Below are 24,229 nucleotides of genomic sequence, written 5' to 3' on the forward strand. Positions count from 1 at the left end.
GTCATTTCTCTCCTGTAGCCGAACCGATCAGCATCGTCATTCCGTCAAGGGCCGCCACGTGGCTGACGAAGGCATCGCCCCTGACTTCGAAATTCTTATACTGGTCGAAGCTTGCGCAAGCCGGTGATAACATGACGGCCGAAGAGCCGCTCTCGTCGCACTCGGCGTCGGCTGCCGCATGCACGACCGCGCGCTCCAGCGTGCCCGAGATTTCGTAAGGCACGGCCTCGCCGAGCGTCGCTGCAAATTCCGCCGCTGCCTCGCCGATCAGATAGGCCTTGGCGATGCGCGGAAAATAGGGCGCAAGCGTCGTGATGCCGCCTGATTTCGGCAGGCCGCCGGCAATCCAGTAGATGCGATCATAGCTCGAAAGAGCCGGTGCTGCGGCATCCGCATTGGTTGCTTTGGAATCATTGACGAAAACGACGCGGCCACGCTGTCCGACCGGCTGCATGCGGTGCTTGAGGCCGGGAAACGAGGCAAGGCCGGCGCGGATGTCGTCGGCGGAAACCCCGACAGCGAGGCAGGCGGCAACGGCGGCTGCGGCGTTCTGGGCATTATGGCTGCCGCGCAGCGTCTGGATGCCGTCGAGATCGGCGAAGGGCAGCATGGCGCCGCCGGCGGCCTGAACAAGTTTGGTCCCTTCGGCATAGATGCCTGATGCCACCACGTTGCGGCGCGAGATGCGAACCACCGTGACGCCCGCCCGCTCGACGCGGTCGGCAATCAGCGCCGAATGGCTGTCGTCGATGCCGACGATCGCGACAGCGCTGCCGGCGACCAGCCGCTCCTTGACGTCGGCATAATGCTGCATCGTGCCGTGACGGTCGAGATGATCGGGCGTCAGGTTGAGCAGGATGCCGGCGGACGGGTTCAGCGTCGGCGCCAGATCGATCTGGTAGGAAGAGCATTCGACGACATAGTAACGCTCAGCCTTCGGCGGATCGAGCGTCAGCACCGCCGTGCCGATATTGCCGCCGAGCTGCGTGTCGTAGCCTGATGATTTCAGGATATGGGCGATCAACGCCGTCGTGGTCGACTTGCCGTTGGTGCCTGTTATGGCGATGAAGGGGCAATCCGGCGCATGGGCGCGGCGCTCGCGCACGAAGAGCTCGACGTCGCCGACGATATCGACGCCGGCGGCGCGCGCGAGATCGACGGTCCAGTGCGGCTTCGGATGAGTGAGCGGCACGCCGGGCGACAGCACGAACAGAGCCTGCTGGCCCCAATCGATGTGATGCAGGTCTTCCGTCCTGATGCCTTCGGCGGAAGCCTTGGCGACGCTGTCGGGATTGTCGTCCCAGGCGGTCACCTCGGCGCCGCCTGAAACCAGCGCCCGCGCGGTGGCCAAGCCGGAGCCGCCGAGGCCGAAGAGCGCGACCTTCCTGTCCTTGAGCGTCGTGATCGGGATCATCGCCGCCTCACCGCAGCTTCAGCGTCGACAGGCCGAGCATGGCAAGGCCGACGGCGATGATCCAGAAGCGGATCACCACCTGGCTCTCGGTCCAGCCCTTCTTCTCGAAGTGATGATGGATCGGCGCCATCAGGAAGACACGCCGGCCGGTCATCTTGAAGAAGCCGACCTGGATGATGACCGAGAGCGTCTCCATGACGAAAAGGCCGCCGATGATCGCCATGACGATCTCGTGCTTGGTTGCGACGGCGACGGTGCCGATCGTGCCGCCGAGCGCCAGCGACCCGGTGTCGCCCATGAAGATGGCAGCCGGCGGCGCGTTGAACCAGAGAAAGCCGAGTCCGGCGCCGATGACGGCGCCGAGCACGACGGCGAGTTCGCCGGTGCCGGGCACGAAATTGATCTGCAGGTAGTTTGCAAACACCACGTTGCCGGCGAGATAGGCGATGACGCCGAAGGAGGCGGCGGCGATCATCACAGGCACGATGGCAAGTCCGTCGAGACCGTCCGTCAGATTGACGGCATTGCCGGCGCCGACGATGACGAAGCCGCCGAAGACGACGAACATGATGCCGATATTGATCATGAAGTCCTTGAAGAACGGAAAGGCGATCGAAGAACCGAAGGTCGAGCCGGCAACGCCCGAGGCAAGGGCGGTGCGCATCATGAAATAGACGGCGATGCCGGCGATGACGAATTCGATGCCGAGACGCGCCTTGCCGGAAAAGCCCATATGGCTCTGCTTCGTGACCTTGAGATAATCGTCATAGAAGCCGATTGCGCCGAAGCCGAGCGTCACCAGCAGAGTGGCCACGACATAGACGTTGGAGAGATCGGCCCAGAGCAGTGATGCACCGACGATGCCCGCGAGGATCATCAGCCCGCCCATGGTCGGCGTGCCGGCCTTCTTGAAATGCGTCTGCGGCCCGTCGGCGCGGATCGGCTGGCCCTTGCCCTGCCGGATGCGCAGCGAATTGATGATCGTCGGCCCGAACAGGAACACGATCAGTGCTGAGGTGAAGAGCGCGGCCCCTGTGCGGAAGGTAATATATCTGAACAGGTTCAGAAATTTGAAATATTCCGACAGTTCGACAAGCCAGATCAGCATTCAGGGCTCCTTGTTTACCCGATCAAAGTTCGCGTTGCGTGTCGGAAAATGGTGGGAACTTGTCAAGGAGCGCGGCGACGATCTTGCCGAAACCGATGCCCAGAGACGATTTCACCATGAACACGTCGCCTGGTACGACCGAGTTCAATACATAGTCCGTCAATTCGCCGGTGTTTTCGCGATATTCGACATGGACGCTTTCCGGCAACGATTCCTTGAGCGCAGCCATCTCTGCTCCTGCGAGCCAGACATATTCGATGCCGGCCGCAAGCAGCGGCACGGCGAGATCGCCATGAACCTTCTGCGCATACTCGCCCATCTCCAGCATGTCGCCGAGCACGGCGATACGGCGTCCGCGGCCGGTCGGCTCTGAGGCCGCCAGCAGCGCGATCGCCGCGCGCATCGAAGCCGGATTGGCATTGTAGCTCTCGTCGATCAGCGTGAAGCTGCCGCTGCCGATCGAAAGCCGGTGGCGTTTGCCCCTGCCCTTTTCCGGCTTCAGCGTCCCAAGCGCGTCGATCGCCTTTTCCATGTCGGCGCCGACGATCCTGACGACGCCGAGCGCTGCCAGAGCATTCTCGGCGATATGGCGGCCGGGGGCGCCGATCGCGACCTCCAGCGTCTCGCCGCCGATCGTCAGCCACAACGTCGAATTCTCGTCCGAGCCGTTGAATTCCGCCAGCCGGAATTCGGCCTTGGCATGCTGGCCGAAGGAGTGGATATGTTCGATGCCGAGCGACTGCGCCGTGCGGTCGAGGAAATTGAACTGGTCGTTGTCGCGATTGAGCACGACATGGCCGCCCGGCTCCAGCCCCTCGAAGATCTCCGCCTTGGCGGCGGCGATTTCCTTGATGTTCTTGAAATTGCCGAGATGCGCCGGCGCGATCGTGGTGATGACGGCGACGTCGGGACGGATCATCGCCACCAGCGGCCGGATCTCGCCTGGATGGTTCATACCGACTTCGAAGACACCGTAATCCGTATCCTCAGGCATGCGCGCCAGCGTCAGCGGCACGCCCCAATGATTGTTGAAGGAGGCGACAGAGGCATGCACCTTGCCCGACGGCGACAATACATGCCGCAGCATTTCCTTGGTGGTCGTCTTTCCCACAGAACCCGTCACCGCAATGATCCGAGCCCGCGAGCGCTCGCGCGAGGCAAGGCCGAGCCGGCCGAGGGCGGCGAGCACGTCTTCGACGACGATCATCGGCACCGTCAGGCGGCCCATGGCGGGAAGCCTCGCCTCGCTGACGACGAGAAGGGAGGCGCCGTTTGCCGTCGCCATCGATGCGTAGTCGTGACCGTCGACACGGTCGCCCTTGATCGCGAAGAAGGCCTCGCCCGGAGCAATCGAGCGGCTGTCGATGGAAATGCCGGTGATGCCTTCGGGCAGAGTGCCGAAGGGGCGCCCCGCCATCGCTGCGATCATGTCTTCGGTCGTCCAGAGCCAGCTCAAGATTTCAGTTCCTCCAAGGCCTTGCGCACCTCCGCATGATCGGAGAACGGCAGCGTGATGCCGCCGATCGTCTGTCCTTCCTCATGCCCCTTGCCGGCAACGATCAGCGTATCGCCGGATCTCAGCATGCCGACAGCTTCGCGGATCGCCGCGGCGCGATCGGCAATTTCCGAGGCGCAGCTTGCTGCCGCCATGATCTCGGCGCGGATCGAGGCCGGTTCCTCCGAACGCGGATTGTCGTCGGTGACGATCACGACATCGGCAAGCCGGCAGGCGATTTCGCCCATGATCGGCCGCTTGCCGCGATCGCGGTCGCCGCCGCAGCCGAAAACGACGATAACGCGGCCTGTCGTGAAAGGCCTGACCGAGCCCAGCACATTTTCCAGCGCATCCGGCTTGTGGGCGTAGTCGACATAAGCGAGCGCGCCGTCTTTCGTATGGCCGACCAGTTCGAGACGGCCGGAGGCGCCGACGAGCTTCTCGAGTGCGGCCATCGCAACCCTAGCGGCCACGCCGGTCGACATCGCAAGCCCTGCCGCAACAAGGGCGTTGGCGACCTGGAAATCCCCCGCCAGCGGAATATCCACCTCGAAGATCTCGCCGCCGATATGGATCTCCGCCATCTGCTTGTGGCGGAAGTGCTCGACGCGTTTCAAGGAGAGGTAATCGCCCTTGCGCCCGACGGTGCGGACGTCGTGACCGGCATCGGTCGCGGCCTTGATTGCCTGCGCCGACCACGGATCGTCGGCAAAAATCACCGCCGGCGACCCCTTCGGCAACAGCGTATCGAAAAGCCGCATCTTGGCGGCCATATAGTCTTCGATCGTGGGATGATAATCCATGTGATCGCGGCCGAGATTGGTGAAGGCGGCGGCCGCAAGCTTGACGCCATCGAGCCGGCACTGGTCGAGGCCATGGCTGGAGGCCTCCATCGCCGCATGCGTGACACCTTCGTCGGCGAGTTCGGCCAGCAGCTTGTGCAGCGACACCGGATCGGGCGTCGTCAGCGCGCCATATTCGTTGCGCGTCGGCGAGACGACACCCGTCGTGCCGATCATCGCCGCCGCATGCCCCGCATGCGCCCAGATCTGCCGGACGAAGGAGGCGACGGAGGTTTTGCCCGCCGTGCCGGTGACGGCAACCATCGTATCGGGCTGCCTGCCGTGGAAGCGCGAAGCGGCGATGGAAAGGAAACGCCGCGGCTCTTTGACCGCAAGAACCGGAATGGAGGCATCGATGGCTTGGGAGGCGACCGCCACCGCAGCACCGCGGCCGGCGGCATCCGCAATGAAGCCCGCGCCATCAGCCTTGGTGCCGGCGACCGCGACGAAGGCATAACCCGGCGCCACATGGCGGCTATCCGAAGACAGGCCTGAAATATCAAGCAAGCCTGCCGGGCCTTCGAGCTGTGCTTCAAGTTCCGGAAACTGATCTCCGGCCAGGTCTCGCAATTTCATCGCACGCACTTTTCTCTGTTGAAGCCGGTTCACCCCTCGCGAATCGGCGTCGATATTCATTCACACTCAATAAGACACCAGCAAGGCCGATCCGCCCTCCCCGAATTTCGGCTCGATGCCGAGAATGGGGGCCGCGCGGCGGATGATCTCACGGGCAATCGGGCCGGCGGTACCGGCGGAGATCGTTCCGCCATATTGCTTTTCGCCGGTCTTCGGCTCGTCGCAGAAGGTGATCACCGCATATTTGGGATCGTTGATGGGGAATGCGGCAATGAAGGAATTGAAGTTCAGTGTCGCCGAATACCGCCCGTTCACCACCTTGTCGGCCGTCCCGGTCTTGCTGCCGACGGCAAAGCCCGGCACGCGGGCAACACGCCCGGAACCCTTGTACCCGTTGAAGTCAAGCAGATAGCGGATCTCGTCGCTGGTCGTCTTCTTGATCACCTGCGTGGCGATCTCATCGGCCTGTTCGCGCGTGCGCGGTAGGAATGTCGGCTCGATCAGCTTGCCGCCATTGACGAGAGCGGCCGCCGCCACCCCTGTCTGCAGCGCCGTCGTCGAGACACCATGGCCGAAGGAGATCGTGATCGAATTGATCTTCTTCCAGACGCGCGGCTGGCTCGGCATCTTCACTTCGGGCAACTCGGTCTGCATCTTCGTCAACAGGCCGAACTTGGTCAGATAGTCCTTCTGCGCGTCGATGCCGACGATGTCTATGACGCGCGCCGTGCCGATATTCGAAGAATACTGGAAAATCTCGGGAACGGTCAGCCAGCGGCGCTGTCCATGAAAATCGTGGATGGTGAAGCCGCCGATATAGATCGATTTGCTGGCATCGAAACTGTCGGTCATCTTCACTTTGCCGGTGTCGAGCGCCATCGCCAGTGAAAAGGTCTTGAAGGTCGAGCCCATTTCGAAGGTGCCGTTGGTCATTCGGTTGAGCCAACCGTCCTTGGCGCCTTCCTGCGGCTCGTTCGGATCGAAATCCGGCGCCGACGCCATCGCCAGCACCTCTCCCGTATGCACGTCGATAACAGCGGCACCCGCCCCCTTGGACTGGAAGTTGTTCACGGCGTTGACGACCGCATCCCGGACGATATTCTGCACGCGCAGGTCAATCGAAAGCCGCACCGGCTCGAGCGGCTGGTCGCTGGTCATGCCGACCGAAGCGAGGTCGGCAAGTCCCTGATCGTCGATATATTTCTCCATTCCGGCGACGCCGCGGTTGTCGATATTGACGTAGCCGAGGATGTGCGCGGCAGTCGAGCCGCCCGGATAGAAGCGGCGCTTCTCCGGCCGGAAGCCGATGCCGGGAATGCCGAGCGCCAGGATCTGGCTCTGCTGCTTCGGCGTCAGCTGCCGGCGCAACCAGGCGAAATGCGAGGTCTTGACCGAAAGCTTCTTATAGGTGTCCCTCACATCGAGTTCGGGCAGCACCGTTGAAAGCTTCTCGACCGCCTCGTCGGCATCGACGATCTTGTTGGGCTCGGCAAACAGCGAGACGGTGCGGATGTCGGTCGCCAGCACTTCGCCGTTGCGGTCGAGAATGTCGGGGCGCGAGGCCATCAGCCGATCGGGCGGCAGGATGCTGGAGACGACTTCCTGATCCTTCATCGCATATTCGACGAGGCGGCCGCCGATGATGACGTAAACCCCCATGAAGCCGAGGATCAGCAGGCCGACGCGGCTTTTTGCCTGCCCCGATTTTTTCTTGCGCGACCCCTCGATCGCCAGGCCGGCGGAGGGACCGCCGAAACGGTTATAAACGCCGGCGGAAAAATGCGCCTGGCTCTTCAAAACCATGATGCGGGAAAGAAACGACATTATTCCACCGACCCCGTTTCGATCTCGTCTGCCTCATCCTCCGCCCCGCCATCGAGCGTCACTGCGCCGTGCGGCTCCACTGCGCCGCGCGGCGCGGGCGTCGGAACGGGCTGCCCCTTGCCGGTCGCGCCTTTGGCGCTGGCCTCGGTCGCGCCTTTGGCGCTGGCCACAGTCGCACCCTTGGCGCCCGCCCCGGCCGCACCGTTGGCTTTGGCCTCAGTCACATCGGGCACGGGAACCTCGGATTTCAACATCGGCAATTCCTTGGCATGCACCAGCGCCGTCGATTCCGTCGGCTGCAGCTGCAGTTCGTCATCATAGGCCTTGACCAGCCGTTCCAGACGGTTCGGCTGCGATTGCAGCGCCCAGTCGGCCTTGAGAAGGTCGATCGTGTCCTCCTCGAGCTTGATCTCGGCTTCGAGGCGATGAACCTCCTCGAGCTTCAATTCGGCGCGATGCTTGATCGTGTAGGTGACGGCGGCGGTGGCCGTCATAACGCCGATAAGCACGAGATCGAACGTTTTCAGCATATCAACCTCCAAGCTTTCCGAGACTGGCGAGATTGGGAAAGCCGAAGAGCGACATATCCGCAGCTTCGGCAGCGGCATCCGTCCTCAGGCCGGCGCGCAGCTTGGCGGAGCGGGCGCGCGGATTGATCTCCGCCTCCGCCTCGCTTGCCGAAACCATCGGCTTGCCCACAGCCGCAAACGTTGCCGCCCGCTCATGCGCGACCGGCAGATGCCGCGACCCCGACGCCTTGCCGGCACGGTCGGAGAAAAATTTCTTGACGATGCGGTCTTCGAGCGAATGAAAGGTGACGACGACGAGCCGGCCGCCCGGCTTCAGCACCGCTTCCGCCGCAAACAGCGCCTGCGCGAGTTCACCGAGCTCGTCGTTGACGAAAATCCGCAAGGCCTGGAAAACGCGCGTTGCCGGATGGATCTTGTCCTTCATCTTGCGCGGGGTGACGAGCTCGATGAGACCGGCAAGATCGCGCGTCGTTTCGAACGGCTTTTCCTCTCGACGCTTCTCGATCGCATGCGCGATGCGCGGCGACTGGCTTTCCTCGCCAAGGAAATGAAAGATGCGGATGAGGTCGGCGACCTTGGCACGATTGACGACATCGGCGGCCGAAACGCCTGTCGCCGACATGCGCATGTCGAGCGGCCCGTTCTTCTGGAAGGAGAATCCGCGCTCGGCCTCATCGATCTGCATGGAGGAAACGCCGATATCGAGCACGACGCCGTCAAGTCCCCCTTGCGGCGCATGATCGGCGAGATGTGAGAATTGCGAATGAACGAGCTTGAGACGGCCGCCATGGGCGGCGACCATTGCCTGGCCAGCGGCAATCGCGCTGGGGTCGCGGTCGAGCGCGATCACCTCGGCGCCGGCCGCGAGGATGGCCGAGCTGTAGCCGCCCGCACCGAATGTGCCATCAAGGATGAGCTTGCCGGGTGCGGGCGCCAGCGCTGAAAGCACTTCGTCGAGAAGAACCGGAATGTGACGAACCGGTCCGCCACCGGCATCAGTTGAACCTCCGCCAGGATTCGCCGCCATTCCGTTCCCTCGCTCTTTCAGGAACGCTTGCCCGCCAGCTTGCGCTCCCCTCGTGCCTGCGCCTGCGCGGCCACAAAAGCCTGCGGCTGCCAGAGCTGAAAATGATCCGCCCGACCGACGAAGGTCACTTCGTCCGAGATGCCGGTAAAGTCGCGAATGAAATCCGTGACCATCAGCCGCCCCTCGGCGTCGAGCTTCATGAAGACCCCGCCCCCATGAATGAGAAGCGACATCTCGTTCGCATCCGGCGAAAACGGGTCCTCCGCTGCAATCTGCCGTTCGAATCTTTCGAGAAGATCCGGACCGCCGACGCTGATCGCCGGAAACACAAAGTCCTGAAAGCAATAAAGCTCCTGAACGTTGCGCTGCGCCAGCACGGAACGAAATGCCGAAGGCACGGAAACCCTGCCCTTGGCATCGATCCTGTTGGTCGCGTTCGAAAGGAAGCGGCTCATCACACGAAACATCCGTTCCCGCAGGGATCCGGACCAAAAGTCGCCCGAAACTCCCGATATCAGGCACAGCTTCGCAAGCCGGATGAGCAAAAACCCCTCCGACGCTTCCGGAGCGGAAGACGCCTTTGCTTTGCGATGAACGGGCAGGTGATTGCCCCGGTGCAGTGCACATTTGGGATAGCATGGGACCATATGGGCGTCAATGGGATACGCCCAGTTTGCAATGGACGCATGATCAAAAATTTATAAGCCGTTAAGTTTAACAAAGGGTTAGGATCACCACTCGCACGAGGCGTAACGACGGCACTTTCACAAAAACGAATTTCCGCCCGAAGGGATGCATCAGCATCTCCTTGAAAACATTTTGTTTCAGCGGCTTATATGGAAATTATCCCGCGATTCGGCGGCTGATCGCGCCACAAATGTTAATCGCCAGTTGGCCTGTAAGCCGGGTTCTGTATGGCTCCGGCGTGAACCGGAACGTGGCAGCCATTCCTCTGGGACAGCGCTCGCACGCTGCCTCACGCAACCCACCCGGATGACTGGCCTGGAAACCAGCCGGAGAGCCTTTCGGCTCGCCGCGTCATCCCTATTCGGTCTTGCTCCCGGTGGGGTTTACCGTGCCATTTCCGTTGCCGGAGATGCGGTGGGCTCTTACCCCACCCTTTCACCCTTACCTGTCATGACAGGCGGTTTGCTTTCTGTGGCACTTTCCCTGAGGTCGCCCTCGCCGGACGTTATCCGGCACCGTGTTTCCGTGGAGCCCGGACTTTCCTCACCCTACCGCCTTTCGGCATTGGTAAAGCGCGGCTGCCCAGCCAACTGGCAGGGCTCCCATAAACGAGAGAGATGGCAATTGCTATCGAAATAAATGATATGGCTTAGCGAAATTGCGGTGTGAAATCCGTGGAGTAGCCCTGCGCGCTGATTCCGCCTGACAAAAGCAGCTCGGCTCCGAGCCGGCCGATTTCATCCGAGCTCTTGGCGGATGTGCCGGCACAGCCCGTCAACACGGCGATTTCTGGCGACGAGGTATAACCGATCATCGGGTAGCCGCTTTCCGTCTCCGACACGATGCAGGCCGCCGTCGAGATCGAGAGCGGCACCATGTCGGGCACGAGACCTTCGACGATGCGGGTGAGATGCGCGCGTACGCTGTCGCGCCCCTCGGTCTTGAACCAGGCGCGCATCGCCGCCTCGTCGCGGAGGACCAGATCGTCCGGGTCGCCGCCGATCTTCAGGTAGAATTTGCTGTCGGGATAACGGATCGGTGGCAGCAGATAGATATGAATGTCAGGTGTTTTGAAAATCAGTGACGGCATCCCGGCCAGGCGCGCCGCATCGGCCTCGCTGACCTCGAACAGCGTCACGGTCCGGGCATAAACCGTCATGGCAACAGGCCGCGGCAACAGATTCTCCGCAATGGAAAATCCGCCCGCCGCCAGCAGCACCTTTTCAGCGCGATAGCTCTGACCTCCCGATGTCTTGACGACCGCCGACCCGCCCTCGCTGCCGATTGAGACGACATAGTCGCGGATAACCGCCGCACCCGCCTTTTCGGCCAGCAGCGACTGTGCCTTGACCAGCTTGCGCGGGCTGATATGCCCGGCCCCCTTCGCCTCGAAGACGCCGGCGCCGCCGTCAGGAAAGGCGAAGAAAGGAAAGGCGGCCTTCAGCCCTGCCTCATCGAGAAGGCTGGTTTCGACGCCGAGCGAAATAGCCGCCTTCCGAGTGTTTTCGAGATAGTCGCTTCCATCCGGCGCGACGACGACGCAGCCAACCTCGCGGTAGAAGTCGATGCCGCTGTCGCGGGCGAGCTCGTCATAACGGCCGATCGAGCGGTTGGCGAGCAGCGCCCAGTTGCGGTCGGGATCGATGGTGCGGGTGATGCGCCCCTCGTCGTAATGGCTGGCGAAGACGCCCTGATGCGCCTTGCGATCATCAGGCTCATCCGGGCCGATCACCGCCACGCCATCGGTCTGCCGCGCCAGATGCCGCGCGGCGGCGGCTCCCATCAGCCCGCGGCCGACGACGATATATTTGAAATCGACTGCCATGTTATCCCTCTCAAGCGAAGACCGGCGTCAGCGCGCGGCCGAAATCCTCATCCAAGAGCCGTCCTTCCGCCAGAAGCACGGCGCCGAGGCGCCCGAGTTCGTCGGAAGATTTGGCTGCCACGAAATTACCGCCGGTGAGCACGCCGATGCGCGGCGACTGCGTGAAGCCGACATAGGGGTAGCCGGTCGGCGTGAAATTCGCCACACATGGGCCTGAAGTAACCGGGCAGCCGGCAAGCTCCGGCATCAGCTGCAGGGCGATGCGCGAGAGGTGATCGCGTTCGGCCGCACTGCCGTCGGAACGGAACCACGCGCCGGCATCCTCCAGCTTCTGGAAGGAAAGCGCCTCGGTATCGCCGCCGAGTTTTAGATAGGTCTTGCCGTCGGGATAACGCACCGGCGGCAGAATATAGATGTGGTCCTCTTCCCGATCGCCGAGCACGATGGTCGACGGCATATCGCCGAAGATCGCCATCTCACGCTCGCCCATTTCGTAAAAGACGACCGTGCGCGCCATCACCCTGGTATCGATGGGACGCGGCAGCAGGCTATGAAAATTGCTGAAGCCGCCGGCCGCGACCAGTACGCGCTCGGCGCTGTAGCTTCTGCCGCCGGCCGTCACTTCGACATGCGAACCCGCGTCGCGCACGGACGTCGCGGTTGCCTCGATCAGCGAGACGCCGCCCAGTTCGGCAAGCCACGCCTGCGCCCGCACCAGCGCCCGCGGGTTGATGTGGCCGGCGCGCTTGCGCTCGAAATATCCCGTGAAATCAGGATCGACGGCAAGATAGGAAAAACGTTGGCGAAGTTCCGACGGCGCGATGGTCTCGATATCGCTGCCGAGCGTCCGGCTGATCGTCAGCGCCCGGTTGATATAGTCCTGCTCATCCTTTGGCGTCGGACCGGCAAAGAGGCAGCCAACCTCGGAATAAAAGGAAATGCTGCTCCTTGCCTCAATCTCACGGTAACGGTCGAGCGCACGGGCGGCGAAGGTTCCCCAGGCCAGACTGCCGTCGAAGGTGCGGGTGATGCGCGCTTCGTCATAATGGCTGGCGAAGACGCCATCATGGGCCTTGCGCTCCTCCGGCTCGCGCGGGCCGATCAGCGCAATGCCGTCGGCCATCGAGGAGAGATGCCGCGCAGCCGCCGCGCCCATCATGCCGCGCCCGATAACGATGAACCTGAAATCGACTGCCATATCCCACCTCATTGCGAGGTGGTCCACCTCGTTTCAAGCCGGGATATCATGGCAAGCAGGCTGATTCATATCGCAAAATTGCCGCAACGGCATCTTGCCCAGACGCGCGTCACTGTACTCAGTCGAGCATCGCCAGGACCTTGCCGCAATAGGTCTTCGACACCGGGTTCATCCGCGTTGCGGCATGGCCGGCATTGTATTTGAGGATGGTGTTGCAAGTCTGCCCGCCACCGAGCTGATGGGCGGCGGCCAGATATTTCATGCCGTATTTGATGTTTGTTTCGGGATCGAATAGGCCTTTGCGTGTGCCGGAATATCCCATCATCCTGGCCGTTGCCGGCTTGATCTGCATCAGGCCCACTTCGCCGGCGCTGCCGCGTGCTTTCGGATTGAAATTGCTCTCGACGCGAATGACGGCCTGGGCGAGCGCGACAGGCACGTTGTATTCGGCGGCATATTTATTGATCAGCGCGGCATAGGGAACGGTGGTGGAGAAGTCCGGCATGGCATAGCCGCTCTGGCGATCGACGGTCTTCAGCGAAATGGTTTGCGCCCTGATACCCCAGTCATCATTCGCCGAGGCAAAGTTATACCCTGCCAGCAGCATGCCGAAGCACGCCGCAGCGCCAACAATAAAATTCTTCATATAGTCTCTTCACTCCGACCCAAAGAATTGCATGACTGCGCGCCTCGCCGTCATCCGGTCATACGCGATCAAGGACTGATCGCATTCCGCAGCAATTCTTATCGTTTCATTTGGCGCCCATCATTACACTTGAAAAAGCTGTGAGCGCTGTTCAGCGGGCGTCCTTAGACCATCGCAATGAGGAGATAATAGGGAAATGATGTGGCGAGACGGTTTTCCCGCCGGTCGCGAGAAATCCGCCCTGATACCTGGCTCTTCCGATCAGGAATAACGCGGCAGCGCCGACAGCAGCCGGTGCAGCGTGTCGATCGTCGAGAAATCGGCGATTCCGTCAACCCGTTCGGGCCGGAAATGGCGCTGGAAAGCTTCCACGTCACCCGCCGTCTTTTCCGAAAATTGGCCTGTGATCTCAGTGCCATAACCATAGAGCGACAGCATCGACTGTAGGGCTTCGACAGGTTGGCCGGCATCGCCACGCTGGAAGAAGCGCCCGCCGGTGATCCTTGCCGGCTCGACCCAGTGCCCGACGCCCGCCCGGTGGAGCTCGGCCCACGGGAATTTTTCGCCCGGATCGACCTTACGGATCGGCGCGACATCGGAATGCCCAAGCACCCGTTCCGGCGCGATCGACCAACGTTTGACACAGTCGCGACACAATTCAATCACCGCGCCGATCTGCTTTTCCGGATAATCGGGAAGCCCGCCCGGACGGCCAGCATTGGCGATCTCGATACCGATCGACAGCGAATTGATATCCGTTTCGCCGCGCCAACTGCTCTTTCCGGCGTGCCAGGCACGGCGCGTTTCCGGCACGAGCTGCACCACCTCACCGTTCTCATGCACGAAATAATGGCTGGAAACCTGGCTCTCGGCGCGACAGAGCCAGTCGAGCGCGCCATCCGCCGTCGGCATACCGGTATAGTGCAACAGGATCATGTCCGGGCGGCGCCCATCCGTCCGCTCGCCGTGGTTCGGCGAAGGCTGCACGCGGGCGCTCCTGAAGTCGGCCTCGAAAGAGGTCATGCGGCGCGGCGTTCCTTCTCGATCGCCGCATAGGCGGCGTTCAACGCCGCCATGCGTTCATTGGCGATCACATGGAATTCCTTCGGCACGCCGCGTGAGATCAGCCGATCAGGATGATGTTCGCTCACGAGGCCATGGTAACGGCGGCGGATCGTCGGAAAATCATCCGAAGGCGAGACGCCGAGCACCTTGTAAGGATCGCCGCCGGATGAGACGTGGCGGGCGGCGATCTGCTCGAAGCGGGTTTCGCTCATCTCGAAGATCTCGCCGATATGGCGCAGGAAATTCAGTTCCTTCTCGTGGATCAACCCGTCGGCCTTGGCGATATGGAAGAGGCCATCGAGCACGTCTTCCAGCACCGTGCAATTGGCCGCGCAGGTGACGCAAAGCGTCGAGAGCCGTTCGGCATAGGCTTCGTAGCCGGCCACATCCTGGCGTGCCAGATTGTACAGCCTGGCGACGTTCTTCGCTTGATCCTCAGGGAATTCGAAGATTTCGCGGAAGGCTTCGACCTCCTTCTCGCTGACGATGCCGTCGGCCTTGGCCATCTTGGCCGACAGTGCGATGATCGCCACAGAGAAAGCCACCTTGCGCCGGGTCTCGGGATCGCCTTCGAAAACCGTTCGGATAGCCTCGACCACCGCGGAGAGCGCATTGCCCGCGGTATTGCCAATGGCATTCAACAGTTTTTCCCAGAAGGACATCGAAAATCTCACACATACTTGTCAACTTATAGCGAACAGCTTGACCAAAGAATCGCAGCCTTTGCAAGGCGACTATTGGTCGTAGGGCCGAACACAGTTTTCACGATTTGGTAATTGTCGCACCGCAGCAAAGGGTCATCACGCTCGCTTGGACCCGCATGAGAGCAAGACTCGGCGCCGCCGAGATGACCGACATCTGTCCAATAGGTTGGCTCCCGAGCGCAGGCGGCCGGCAATTTCCACAACAGTTCTCGACAGTCATAACCGGCTTGAAACGATTATATCAGCTCTTCCAGTCACCACGCGGCAGAAAGGCGCGCTTTTCGTAAATTCTTTACTTTACAGGTCCCTTTCCCTGCCGCATCCATGCGCTCATGCATGTCGCCCGGAAGGGTGCAGCGGTTCCGGAATAACGACATGCATAAAAACAAAGGGCTAAGCGCGTCGCGTGAATCAAATGTGATGCGAAGCGCGTTCGCCGATACCGCCGCACCGAAACGCCATAGGAGGGATCATGGCCAAGCAGAAAGTCGCAATGCTGACCGCCGGAGGCCTGGCGCCCTGTCTTTCCTCCGCCGTCGGCGGCCTCATCGAACGCTACAGCGACGTGGCACCCGACCTCGATATCGTCGCGTACAAGTCCGGCTACCAGGGCGTGCTCACCGGCGACAGCATCGACATCACCCGCGAGATGCGCGAAAAGGCGCCGCTGCTGCATCGTTATGGCGGCTCGCCGATCGGCAACAGCCGCGTCAAGCTCACCAATGCTGCCGATTGCGTCAAGCGCGGCCTGGTCAAGGAAGGCGAGAACCCGCTCAGGGTCGCCGCCGAACGCCTCGCCAATGACGGCATCACCATTCTCCACACGATCGGCGGCGACGACACCAACACCACGGCCGCCGACCTTGCCGCCTACCTCGCTGCCAACGGTTACAACCTCACCGTCGTCGGCCTGCCGAAAACCGTCGACAACGACGTCGTGCCGATCCGCCAGTCGCTCGGCGCCTGGACGGCCGCCGAAGTCGGCGCGCATTTCTTCGACAATGTCGGCAACGAACAGACGGCCGCCCCGCGCACCCTGGTCATCCACGAGGTCATGGGCCGCCATTGCGGCTGGCTGACGGCCGCGACCGCCCGCGCCTATCTCCAGCGCACCAGCCGCAACCAGTATGTCGACGGCCTGATGATGGACGCGCATCTGAAGAGCATCGACGCCGTCTACCTGCCTGAGATGGCCTTCGACCTCGACGCCGAGGCCGCCCGTCTCAAGGAAAGCATGGACCGCAACGGCCACGCCACGGTCTTCGTCTCGGAAGGCGCCTGCCTCGACGCCATCGTCGCCGAGCGTGAAGCCGCCGGCGAGACCGTCAAGCGCGACGCCTTCGGCCATGTGAAAATCGACACGATCAATGTCGGCGCCTGGTTCCAGAAGCAGTTCGCCAGCCTGTTGAACGCCGAGCGTTCCCTCGTGCAGAAATCAGGCTATTTCGCCCGCTCGGCGCCTGCCAACGGCGACGATCTCAGGCTGATCCAGAGCATGGTCGATCTCGCCGTCGAAAGCGCGCTCAACAAAGTCTCCGGCGTCACCGGCCATGATGAAGCGCAAAACGGTAAATTGCGCACTATAGAATTCCCGCGCATCAAGGGCGGCAAGGCTTTTGACCTTTCTACGGGATGGTTTGCCGAAGTCATGGACAATATAGGCCAGAAATACAAAGAAGCGTGATTGACGGATGGTTAATATGATGTCTTTGCTTGTTCCTGAGGAATAGGAGGAGACACCATGTCATTTGAAGCCTGGCTCGCTTTTGCGGCCGCATCCGCCATCATGCTGGCCATACCGGGGCCGACGATACTGCTCGTCGTCTCCTATGCGCTCGGTCATGGACGCAGGACTGCGTTTGCGACTGTCAGCGGCGTGGCGCTTGGTGACTTCACCGCGATGACGGCGTCTCTCTTCGGACTCGGCGCCGTCCTGGCCGCCTCCGCCACCCTCTTCACCGTCTTGAAGTGGATCGGCGGCGCCTACCTGATCTGGCTGGGAATCAAGCTCTGGCGGGCTCCTGTGATCGGGGAACCGGTCGCCGACAACGACAATCTGCCGGAGGAAAAGTCGCTCAAGATCTTCCTCCACGCCTATGTCGTCACCGCCCTCAATCCCAAGAGCATCATCTTCTTCGTCGCCTTCGTGCCGCAGTTCCTCAATCCGGCCCTGCCCTTCGTCGGCCAGATGGCGATCATGGAAGCGACCTTCCTCGTGCTGGCGATCCTTAACGCTTCCACCTACGCATTTCTCGCCCATACCGCGCGCGGACTGATTCGCAAGGCGAGCATCCAGCGCGCCGTAAACCGCACCGGCGGCACCTTGCTGATCGCCGCAGGCGCCGTCACTGCCGGGTATCGCCGTATTGCAGCCTAGAAATATTCCGTGGTTGCCGGAATGCCACGAATAGGTTAATGGGTCGGGCAGGGCTTAAGGTTTTTAGTAACTTTTATACGCTGCCGGGGCGGCGCGATTTCACGAAAGTGGCGGAATGGTAGCGATCGGATTGTCCGGCCTGAAACGCAGTCTTGTCGTTTCGACGATACTCTGCGGCGTGATGACGGGATGCACGAGCGTCGAATACACGTCCCAGGCCAAGCTGACAGCTGCCCAGACCGTCGTGCCGATGCCGAAACCCGGCGAAGACGCCACACTCGCGGCGATCCCGACAGCCGAAGGCGCAGCCGTAGGCGGCGCCACCATTCCCCAGGCATCCCCCTCCCTGACCGCAACGGCGATGCCGACCGTAGCAGCCTCTCAGTCTGCCGATCTCGCCATGCAGGCAGGCATGCAGCCGGCAGCCTATGCGCAAATCCCGCTGACGCCCGAGATGACGGCGATCCAGTCCGTCGTGCCGACGCCGCGTCCGGGAACCCCGGCACAACCGACGACCCAGCTTGCCTTTGCCGCGACACCGCAGAACAGCGCGCTTGCAGCACTTGCGGCCGTCGACACTACGCCGCGTGCCAGCATGGACTACGGTTTCGACGAATCCGGGCCGATCGATCCGCCGACGGCGCCGCCGATGTTCAGCGACGACGACAAAGACGATGCGCCGACGGTCGAAAAAAGCTTCGTCACCAAGCTCATTCAAAAATATTCGAAGGTCTACGAAATTCCCGAGACGCTGCTCCACCGCATCGTCCATCGCGAGAGCCGCTACAATCCGAAGGCCTACAACAAGCGCGGCTATTTCGGCCTCATGCAGATCAAATACAATACCGCCAAGTCGATGGGTTATGACGGCGCCCCGGGCGGTCTCTTCGATGCGGAAACCAACATCAAATATGCCGCCAAATATTTGCGTGGCGCCTGGCTCGTCTCCGACAACAAGGAAGACGATGCCGTCCGCCTCTATGCGCGCGGCTATTATTACGACGCCAAGCGCAAGGGCATGAGCGACATCGCCCAAGGCAATTATTGAAATCGGCAATTCCTGAATAGAATGACGGCTGAAAGGCGGTCGCAGCCTATGGCTGCGGCTGGGCTTGGCTATTGTGATCCGGCCTGCTGTTGCGGTTCCCCCGGTGGCAAGGCCGCCAGGATCGCCTTCAGAAGCGTCTGCGGCTGATAGCCGAGCCAGCCCGGCGTCAGCCCGAGCCTGATGACGACCAGATTGGCGGAAGGCACGATCGCCATGCTCTGCCCGTCATGACCCGTCAGCCAGAATGTATCCTCCGGCAGCCCGAACTTGGCGCTTGAGCCGCCGGGGGAGAGCCAAGCCTGGCCCTGCGTATAGCTCCCATTCGACGCCGCCGTCGGCGTGCGCATGGCGCCGACGAAACCTTCCGGCAGCAACCGCTGGCCGTTCCACACGCCATCCTGCAGCAGGAACTGCCCGAAGCGAGCCCAGTCATGCGCCGTCGCATAGAGATAGGAGCTTCCGGCAAAGGTGCCGCGCGCATCGAGTTCGAACACGGCGCTGGTCATGCCGAGCGGTGAAAACAGCGCGTCGTGCGGATAGGAAAAGGCCGCCTGCGGATTGCCGACCCTGTCCATCCAGATGCGCGACAAGAGCACGGCCGTGCCGCTCGAATAGCGGAAACGCTGGCCGGGTGCGGCCTCCATCGGTGCGTTGGCCGGCAACGATACCATGTCGGGGTCGAGATAGAGCATGCGCGTCACATCGGCAACGTCGCCATAATCCTCGTTGAAGGCAAGGCCGCTCTCCATGCCGAGCAGATCGGAGACCTTGATCCCGGCACGCGCATCGTTCTTCCACTGCGCCAGCAGATGATCATCGTCGAAGGAGATCTTGCCGTCGAGCATCAGCCGGCCGAGGATTGCGGCATTCACCGTCTTCGTCATCGACCAGCCGATCAGCGGCGTCCTTGCCGAGAATCCGGGTCCATAGGCCTCGGCGACGATGCCGCCATTGCGCACCACCACGATCGCCCGCATGGCCGGGCCGGCAAGTCGGGCATCAGCAAGCAGCGCGGCGATCTTCGCATCCGGCTGATCGCCGGCGCCCTCACCTTGCGGCCACACCGCGTCGTTCGCCTCCACTCTGGCCGGCGCTTCGAAAGGCACCGCATTCGCCGCCGCCTCGAAATTGCCGTCCGGCACGCTGGTGCAGCCGAAAGCGCTGCGATAGAGCGCATAACTCGGCGCAAACAGCCCCATGAAGCGCGCCGTCACGCGATCGTTGTCGCGGTCGACGCTGACGCGCACCAGCCGCAGCAGCGGATTTCCGGGCGCCTGGACGTCGTCATGGAGCACATCCCCGGCCTCGCGGCCGGCAATGAAGACGTTGGAGCAGACGATCTTCGCGGCATAGCCGTCGCCGACCCGCAGCAATTCCGGCGGCTGGACGAAGAGCCAGCCGGCGGCGCCGATGACGACGAGGATGATAAGGAGAGCAAGCGCCTTCAGAATACGCAGGACAAATCGCATGGCATTCCTCCATGCCGGGAGAAAAGCAGGAATCGCACCCGCCGGAAAGGGGCCGGTGCGAAGAAGGCGCACCATGCCGATCACTTCCTGAAGAAGTGATCGGGATCACCCTTCATGAAAGCCGCAGCCGCGCGAGCGGGCGCCCACAGCCCACGTCATCAAACTGTAGCAGTGGCGCGCTACACGCCCTGAACGCTAAAAAGGTGACAGACTCATGTCAGAATTTGCACCGGATGCCGGCTTCCGCAAGAACCGGAAACTCAAGGACGCCCTTCTCCGCCACAAGGCTTTTTCGAAGGACGGCTTTTCCGAGCGCCTCTTCGGCCTTCTCTTCTCCGGCCTCGTCTATCCGCAGATCTGGGAAGATCCTGATCTCGACATGCAGGCGATGGAGCTGAAGCCGAACCATCGCATCGTCACCATCGGCTCCGGCGGCTGCAACATGCTCGCCTATCTCTCCAAGGCGCCGGCCTCGATCGACGTCGTCGATCTCAACCCGCACCATATCGCGCTGAACCGCCTGAAGCTCGCCGCCTTCAAGCATCTCCCCGATCATGCCGATCTCGTCCGTTTCCTGGCGATGCCGAACGAGAAGTCGAACAGCCGCGCCTTCGACCGGCACCTCGCCGCCAAGCTCGACGAGACGACCCGCAGCTACTGGAACGGCCGCAAGTTCGGCCGCCGCCGCGTCACGGTCTTCGACCGGAATATCTATGAAACCGGCCTACTCGGCCGCTTCATCGGCGCAGCCCATCTTCTTGCCCGCCTGCACGGCGTCAAGCTGCGCGAAATGACCAAGACCCGCACTATCCGGGAACAGCGCCAGTTCTTCGAAGAGCAGATCGCGCCACTGTTCGAAAAGCCGGTCGTGCGTTGGATCACCGGCCGCAAGAGCTCACTGTTCGGCCTCGGCATCCCGCCACAGCAATATGACGAGCTTGCAAGCCTCGCCGCCGATCATTCGATCGCGCCGGTGCTGAAGCATCGCCTGGAAAAGCTCGCCTGTCATTTCCCGATGCGCGACAATTATTTCGCCTGGCAGGCCTTCGGTCGCCGCTACGGCACCGAAGAGGAAGGCCCGCTGCCGACCTATCTGAAGTCGGAGCATTATGAATTGATCCGCGCCAATGTCGACCGCGTCAACGTCCACCATGCAAGCTTCACCGAGCTTCTGGCGCGCGAGCCGGCCGCCTCACGCGACCGCTACATCCTGCTCGACGCGCAGGACTGGATGACGGACGAGCAGCTGAACGACGTCTGGCGGGAAATCACCCGCACGGCGCGCGAAGGCGCCCGCGTGATCTTCCGCACCGCCGCCGAAAAGAGCATCATCGAGGGGCGCCTCTCTCCTTCGATCCGCGACCAGTGGGATTACTTCGAGGACAAGTCGCGTGACCTGACGGCGCTCGATCGCTCGGCGATCTATGGCGGCTTCCACATTTACGGGAAAAAGGCGTGAGCAAGGTCGGCACCGAGACGGCAGGCAACAGCGACGAACATGCCAGCCTGATGGATGGCATGTACCGCTACCAGCGCCATATCTACGACCTGACCCGCAAATATTACCTTCTCGGCCGCGACAGCACGATCCGTAATCTCGACGTGCCCGAAGGCGGTACCCTGCTCGAAGTCGGCTGCGGCACGGGGCGCAACATGGCTTTCGCCCACCGGCATTTCCCGACCGCCAAGCTGTTCGGCCTCGACATTTCCCAGGAGATGTTGATTTCGGCGCGCAAGACCTTCGCCACTAAGGCGACGATCCCGGACTTCCGCGTCGCCGACGCCACGGCGTTCACGCCGCGCGAATTCGGCGTCAGCGGCTTCGACCGCATCCTGATTTCCTACGCCCTGTCGATGATCCCGGACTGGGAGCGGGCCGTCGATGCATCGATCGCAGCACTCAATCCCGGCGGTCAGCTGCACATCGTCGATTTCGGCCAGCAGGAAGGCCTGCCTGGCTGGTTCCGGCGCATGCTGCAGTCCTGGCTTGCGAAATTCCACGTCACCCCGCGCCCCGATCTGCGCGAGGTTCTGGAGGCGCAAGCCCATGAAAACAACGCGAGATTGTTGTTCGATACCGTTGGCGGCGGTTATGCCTGGCGGGCGGCCATTATCAGCAAGCGCTCATAATTCGCTTGAAACTAACCGATTTTTTACGTTGATATGGTGAAAAGAGGGTTATCCTCTGCTGACTCGTCATTTCCGAAGGTCAAGCTGTGGGGCAAAAAGATCATTCGAGTTACGACGGGACGCCCATGCGCCGGCTTTTGTTTTGCGTTTTGCCCCTGGCCATCTTGCTGGCCGGCTGCACCTCCTCCGGTCATGACTATCTTGAAACGGCGTCGATCAAGCCGAAGACACGCTTTAAGGATACCGATCCGCAGGATTTCGGCCCGAAGCATCCGGAGCAGAACCAGATCCACGGTATCGATATCTCCAAGTGGCAGGGCGATATCGACTGGGCCACGGTCAGGAATTCCGGCGTCGCCTTCGCCTTCATCAAGGCGACCGAGGGCAAGGACCGGGTCGATCCGCGCTTCGACGAATATTGGCGCGAAGCCCGCGCCGCCGGCATCCCGCACGCCCCCTATCACTTTTACTATTTCTGCTCCTCGGCCGATCAGCAGGCCGACTGGTTCATCCGCAACGTGCCGAAGGAGGCCATGCGCCTGCCGCCGGTGCTCGACGTGGAATGGAACGCCGAATCGAAGACCTGCCGCTATCGTCCCGACCCGGAAACGGTGCGCGCCGAAATGCAGCGTTTCATGGACCGGCTGGAGGCCTATTACGGCAAGCGCCCGATCATCTACACCTCGGTCGATTTCCATCGCGACAATCTCGCGGGCTACTTCCAGGATTATCATTTCTGGGTCCGTTCGGTGGCAAAACACCCCGAAGTGACCTATTCCGACCGCCGCTGGGCCTTCTGGCAATATACCTCGACCGGCGTCATTCCCGGCATCAGCGGTCCCACAGATATCAATGTCTTTGCCGGCAGCGCAAAGAACTGGAACAATTGGGTCGCGGCCGTTTCCAAGGATAGAAATTCTTAGTAACGTCTTTCAATGTTTCTTGCTTCCGTCACATTCCTCTGTGAAAGCGACGGTTATCTGTTTGATATAAGGACCGCATCCATGCACCGCTCGCTCGCAAGCCGCTCTGCACTCGCCCTTCTGTTTGCCCTCGCGCTGGCCGGCGGCGCGGCCGCCCAGCAGGCGCCGGACGCAGCCCCGGCTGCCCCTTGCGGCGGCGACCTCTCCGCCTTCCTCGCAGGCGTCAAGAAAGATGCGGTTGCGGCCGGCGCCAGTGCGGCAGCCGCCGACGAGGCCTTCGCCGGCGCCGAGATCGACCCCAAGGTGCTGAGCCGGGACCGTGCCCAGGGCGTCTTCAAGCAGACCTTCCTCGAATTCTCCCAGCGCACCGTCAGCCAGGCCCGCCTCGACATCGGCCGCCAGAAGATGAAGCAATATGCCGACGTTTTTGCCCGCGCCGAACAGGAATTCGGTGTCCCCCCCGGCGTCATCACCGCCTTCTGGGCGATGGAAACCGATTTCGGCGCCGTCCAGGGCGATTTCAACACCCGCAATGCTCTGGTCACGCTGTCGCATGACTGCCGCCGCCCGGAACTCTTCCGCCCGCAGCTGATCGCTCTCGTCGAAATGGTTCAGCACGGCGACCTCGATCCCGCCACCAATACGGGCGCCTGGGCCGGCGAAATCGGCCAGGTGCAGATGCTGCCGCGCGACATCGTCGCCTATGGCATGGACGGCGATGGCGACGGCCATGTCCGCCTGAAGCAGAGCGGCCCGGACGCCATCCTGACGGCAGCAAAATTCATCCAGCATCTCGGCTTCGAGCGCGGTCAGCCCTGGCTGCAGGAAGTGACCCTGCCCGACAACCTGCCCTGGGAGAAATCCGGCCTCGGCGGCACGATGAAGGCTAGCGATTGGTTCGCGCTCGGCGTGAAGCCGCGCGACGGCAATACCGCCTTCGGCAACCTCGAAGGCGACCTGGTCCTGCCGCAGGGCCGCATGGGACCGGCCTTCATCGCTTATCCCAATTTCAAGATCTATCTCGAATGGAACAAGTCGTTCATCTACACGACATCGGCCGCCTATTTCGGAACGCGCCTTTCCGGTGCCCCGACCTATCTGAAGGGCATGCCGGAACAAGGGCTCGCCAACGAACAGATGAAGACGCTGCAGACCAAGCTGCAGTCGCTTGGCCATGACGTCGGCGAGATCGACGGCATCCTCGGCTCCGGCACACGCGTCGCGATCCAGAAGGAACAGCAACGCCTCGGCATCCCCGCTGACGGCTGGGCGACGCCTGCCCTGCTCAACGCTCTCTGATCGCCGCGAAGACCTCGCCGCTGCCCGCTTCGCAAGAAACGG

The 24,229-nt window shown here is 62.0% G+C and carries 20 protein-coding genes, 1 other RNA gene and 1 pseudogene; 7 read left to right on the plus strand and 15 right to left on the minus strand.

Features of this window, described 5'->3' with window-relative positions; translation table 11 throughout:
• Position 1: 1 nt before the first annotated feature.
• From murD to PO860_RS13515, 14 genes are all read right to left on the minus strand, one after another.
• Positions 2-1,414 carry a UDP-N-acetylmuramoyl-L-alanine--D-glutamate ligase gene (gene murD / locus PO860_RS13450; RefSeq protein WP_183608187.1) on the minus strand — a complete coding sequence of 471 codons (1,413 nt, stop codon included), beginning with the start codon at positions 1,412-1,414 and terminating at the stop codon, positions 2-4.
• Between the two features lie 7 nt (positions 1,415-1,421).
• Positions 1,422-2,522 (minus strand): phospho-N-acetylmuramoyl-pentapeptide-transferase, encoded by a 1,101-nt coding sequence (gene mraY, locus PO860_RS13455; RefSeq protein WP_003593357.1) that lies wholly within the window; start codon positions 2,520-2,522, stop codon positions 1,422-1,424.
• A 22-nt stretch (positions 2,523-2,544) separates the two neighbouring features.
• Positions 2,545-3,978: a UDP-N-acetylmuramoylalanyl-D-glutamyl-2,6-diaminopimelate--D-alanyl-D-alanine ligase gene (locus PO860_RS13460; RefSeq protein WP_183608186.1), complete on the minus strand. Its 1,434-nt coding sequence runs from the start codon at positions 3,976-3,978 to the stop codon at positions 2,545-2,547.
• Entirely contained in the window at positions 3,975-5,495 is a 1,521-nt protein-coding gene (locus PO860_RS13465; protein WP_183608185.1) for a UDP-N-acetylmuramoyl-L-alanyl-D-glutamate--2,6-diaminopimelate ligase, read from the minus strand. The genes PO860_RS13460 and PO860_RS13465 overlap by 4 nt, the downstream gene beginning before the upstream one ends.
• 6 nt (positions 5,496-5,501) lie before the next feature.
• Positions 5,502-7,259 carry a peptidoglycan D,D-transpeptidase FtsI family protein gene (locus PO860_RS13470; RefSeq protein WP_272782084.1) on the minus strand — a complete coding sequence of 586 codons (1,758 nt, stop codon included), beginning with the start codon at positions 7,257-7,259 and terminating at the stop codon, positions 5,502-5,504.
• Positions 7,259-7,789, minus strand: coding sequence for a cell division protein FtsL (gene ftsL, locus PO860_RS13475; RefSeq protein ID WP_183608183.1), 531 nt, complete (start codon positions 7,787-7,789; stop codon positions 7,259-7,261). The genes PO860_RS13470 and ftsL overlap by 1 nt, the downstream gene beginning before the upstream one ends.
• A gap of 1 nt (position 7,790) precedes the next feature.
• Complete coding sequence (gene rsmH / locus PO860_RS13480; RefSeq protein WP_273884242.1) at positions 7,791-8,816, minus strand: 16S rRNA (cytosine(1402)-N(4))-methyltransferase RsmH; 1,026 nt, start codon at positions 8,814-8,816, stop codon at positions 7,791-7,793.
• Between the two features lie 17 nt (positions 8,817-8,833).
• The gene (mraZ, locus tag PO860_RS13485; RefSeq protein WP_273884243.1) at positions 8,834-9,271 is read right to left on the minus strand and encodes a division/cell wall cluster transcriptional repressor MraZ; all 438 of its coding nucleotides are present in this window, start codon (positions 9,269-9,271) and stop codon (positions 8,834-8,836) included.
• A gap of 428 nt (positions 9,272-9,699) precedes the next feature.
• Positions 9,700-10,097, minus strand: an RNA gene (rnpB, locus tag PO860_RS13490) — RNase P RNA component class A.
• A gap of 55 nt (positions 10,098-10,152) precedes the next feature.
• Positions 10,153-11,328 carry an NAD(P)/FAD-dependent oxidoreductase gene (locus tag PO860_RS13495; RefSeq protein WP_273881121.1) on the minus strand — a complete coding sequence of 392 codons (1,176 nt, stop codon included), beginning with the start codon at positions 11,326-11,328 and terminating at the stop codon, positions 10,153-10,155.
• Between the two features lie 10 nt (positions 11,329-11,338).
• Positions 11,339-12,526, minus strand: coding sequence for an NAD(P)/FAD-dependent oxidoreductase (locus PO860_RS13500; RefSeq protein ID WP_273884244.1), 1,188 nt, complete (start codon positions 12,524-12,526; stop codon positions 11,339-11,341).
• A gap of 118 nt (positions 12,527-12,644) precedes the next feature.
• On the minus strand, positions 12,645-13,172 hold the full coding sequence (locus PO860_RS13505) for a lytic transglycosylase domain-containing protein (RefSeq protein ID WP_273881122.1): 528 nt from the start codon (positions 13,170-13,172) through the stop codon (positions 12,645-12,647).
• A 261-nt stretch (positions 13,173-13,433) separates the two neighbouring features.
• Positions 13,434-14,195 carry an N-acetylmuramoyl-L-alanine amidase gene (locus PO860_RS13510; RefSeq protein ID WP_273884245.1) on the minus strand — a complete coding sequence of 254 codons (762 nt, stop codon included), beginning with the start codon at positions 14,193-14,195 and terminating at the stop codon, positions 13,434-13,436.
• On the minus strand, positions 14,192-14,899 hold the full coding sequence (locus PO860_RS13515) for a J domain-containing protein (RefSeq protein ID WP_097620884.1): 708 nt from the start codon (positions 14,897-14,899) through the stop codon (positions 14,192-14,194). Before PO860_RS13515 ends, PO860_RS13510 begins: the two co-directional genes overlap by 4 nt.
• 514 nt (positions 14,900-15,413) lie before the next feature.
• On the opposite strand from PO860_RS13515, the gene PO860_RS13520 reads away from it, so the two are divergent.
• The 3 genes from PO860_RS13520 (at position 15,414) to PO860_RS13530 (ending at position 18,366) form a co-directional block, all read left to right on the plus strand.
• Positions 15,414-16,625 (plus strand): pyrophosphate--fructose-6-phosphate 1-phosphotransferase, encoded by a 1,212-nt coding sequence (locus PO860_RS13520; RefSeq protein WP_183608176.1) that lies wholly within the window; start codon positions 15,414-15,416, stop codon positions 16,623-16,625.
• 57 nt (positions 16,626-16,682) lie between these two features.
• Positions 16,683-17,318: a LysE family translocator gene (locus PO860_RS13525; protein WP_183608175.1), complete on the plus strand. Its 636-nt coding sequence runs from the start codon at positions 16,683-16,685 to the stop codon at positions 17,316-17,318.
• A 115-nt stretch (positions 17,319-17,433) separates the two neighbouring features.
• Complete coding sequence (locus tag PO860_RS13530) at positions 17,434-18,366, plus strand: transglycosylase SLT domain-containing protein (protein ID WP_273884246.1); 933 nt, start codon at positions 17,434-17,436, stop codon at positions 18,364-18,366.
• 46 nt (positions 18,367-18,412) lie between these two features.
• Here PO860_RS13530 and PO860_RS13535 read toward each other — a convergent pair.
• Positions 18,413-19,835: pseudogene (locus PO860_RS13535) on the minus strand (serine hydrolase domain-containing protein).
• 214 nt (positions 19,836-20,049) lie between these two features.
• Here PO860_RS13535 and PO860_RS13540 point away from each other — a divergent pair.
• The 4 genes from PO860_RS13540 (at position 20,050) to PO860_RS13555 (ending at position 24,187) form a co-directional block, all read left to right on the plus strand.
• Positions 20,050-21,294 carry a BtaA family protein gene (locus tag PO860_RS13540; protein ID WP_273884247.1) on the plus strand — a complete coding sequence of 415 codons (1,245 nt, stop codon included), beginning with the start codon at positions 20,050-20,052 and terminating at the stop codon, positions 21,292-21,294.
• Positions 21,291-21,965 carry a class I SAM-dependent methyltransferase gene (locus PO860_RS13545; RefSeq protein ID WP_272782078.1) on the plus strand — a complete coding sequence of 225 codons (675 nt, stop codon included), beginning with the start codon at positions 21,291-21,293 and terminating at the stop codon, positions 21,963-21,965. Before PO860_RS13540 ends, PO860_RS13545 begins: the two co-directional genes overlap by 4 nt.
• 125 nt (positions 21,966-22,090) lie before the next feature.
• Positions 22,091-22,888 carry a glycoside hydrolase family 25 protein gene (locus PO860_RS13550; RefSeq protein ID WP_183608170.1) on the plus strand — a complete coding sequence of 266 codons (798 nt, stop codon included), beginning with the start codon at positions 22,091-22,093 and terminating at the stop codon, positions 22,886-22,888.
• Between the two features lie 81 nt (positions 22,889-22,969).
• A complete protein-coding gene (locus tag PO860_RS13555; RefSeq protein ID WP_273884248.1) occupies positions 22,970-24,187 on the plus strand; it encodes a lytic murein transglycosylase in 1,218 nt (405 codons plus the stop codon).
• Positions 24,188-24,229: the final 42 nt, after the last annotated feature.

This window comes from Rhizobium binxianense (genome assembly GCF_028994275.1).
GTDB lineage: Bacteria > Pseudomonadota > Alphaproteobacteria > Rhizobiales > Rhizobiaceae > Rhizobium > Rhizobium binxianense.